Source organism: Streptomyces bungoensis (assembly GCF_001514215.1).
GTDB lineage: Bacteria > Actinomycetota > Actinomycetes > Streptomycetales > Streptomycetaceae > Streptomyces > Streptomyces bungoensis.
This window is the reverse complement of record NZ_KQ948899.1, coordinates 1-1,518: the sequence shown is the minus strand read 5'-3', so window position 1 is coordinate 1,518 and position 1,518 is coordinate 1. Positions and strand designations below refer to the sequence as shown.

Below are 1,518 nucleotides of genomic sequence, written 5' to 3'. Positions count from 1 at the left end.
GGGCGCCGTGCGGGTCGTCGACCTCCACGTCCGGGACGTCGATGCCGTCGACCTTGGCCTGGCGGGTGCGGACCATGAAGTCGTGGTTGGCGGGGTCGTAGGAGATGTTGCCCGTGCCGTCCTGCTTCTCGATGCCGCCGATGCGGTGCTCCAGGCCCGGCGTGCCCGGGACCGCCCACGGACGGGCCAGGGTCTGCGGGTCGCGCTTGTACGGCCAGAAGACCTCGGTGCCGTCCTGAAGCGTGTGGTTCGGGCCGGAGGCGAACTGCACCCGCAGGTCGGGCAACTCGTCCTGCTCCGGGATGCGCCAGGGTTCGGAGCCGTTGGCGAGGTAGCCGTCGGAGAGCAGGAAGACCGGGGTCCGGTACGTCAGCGCGATCCGGGCGGCCTCCAAAGCGGCGTCGAAGCAGTCCGCCGGGGTCTTCGGTGCGACGACCGGGACGGGGGCCTCGCCGTTGCGGCCGTACATCGCCTGCAGCAGGTCCGCCTGCTCGGTCTTCGTCGGCAGACCCGTCGACGGGCCGCCGCGCTGGATGTCGACGACCAGCAGGGGCAGCTCCAGCGACACCGCCAGACCGATCGTCTCGCTCTTGAGCGCGACACCGGGTCCGGAGGTGGTGGTGACCGCCAGTGAGCCGCCGAAGGCGGCGCCCAGGGCGGCGCCGATGCCGGCGATCTCGTCCTCGGCCTGGAAGGTGCGCACACCGAAGTTCTTGTGCTTGGACAGTTCGTGCAGGATGTCCGAGGCCGGGGTGATCGGGTACGACCCCAGGAACAGCGGCAGGTCCGCCTGGACCGAGGCGGTGACCAGGCCGTAGGCCAGGGCGAGGTTGCCGGAGATGTTGCGGTAGGTGCCGGCCGGGAAGGCCTGGGCGGCGGGGGCCACCTCGTAGGAGACCGCGAAGTCCTCGGTGGTCTCGCCGAAGTTCCAGCCCGCGCGGAACGCGGCGATGTTGGCCTTGGCGATGTCGGGCTTCTTGGCGAACTTCGAGGTCAGGAACTTCTCGGTGCCCTCGGTGGGCCGGTGGTACATCCAGGACAGCAGGCCCAGGGCGAACATGTTCTTGCTGCGTTCGGCCTCCTTGCGGGAGAGGTCGAACTCCTTCAGCGCCTCGACGGTGAGCGTCGTCAGCGGGACGGCGTGCACCCGGTAGCCGTCGAGGGAGCCGTCCTCCAGCGGCGAGCTGTCGTAGCCCACCTTCTGCAGGGCCCGTTTGGTGAACTCGTCGGTGTTGACGATGATCTCGGCGCCGCGCGGCAGGTCGCCGACGTTGGCCTTCAGCGCGGCCGGGTTCATCGCCACCAGCACGTTCGGCGCGTCACCGGGCGTGAGGATGTCGTGGTCGGCGAAGTGCAGCTGGAAGGAGGACACGCCGGGCAGGGTGCCGGCGGGGGCGCGGATCTCGGCCGGGAAGTTCGGGAGGGTGGAGAGGTCGTTGCCGAAGGTGGCCGTCTCCGAGGTGAAGCGGTCACCGGTGAGCTGCATGCCGTCACCGGAGTCACCGGCGAACCGGATGA

At 70.0% G+C, this 1,518-nt stretch carries 1 protein-coding gene; it reads right to left on the bottom strand.

Annotated features, from left to right (window positions below):
• Positions 1–1,516 (bottom strand): 2-oxoacid:acceptor oxidoreductase subunit alpha (locus AQJ66_RS36510; protein ID WP_079060628.1); only part of this gene is annotated, 1,516 nt, incomplete at its 3' end.
• Positions 1,517–1,518: the final 2 nt, after the last annotated feature.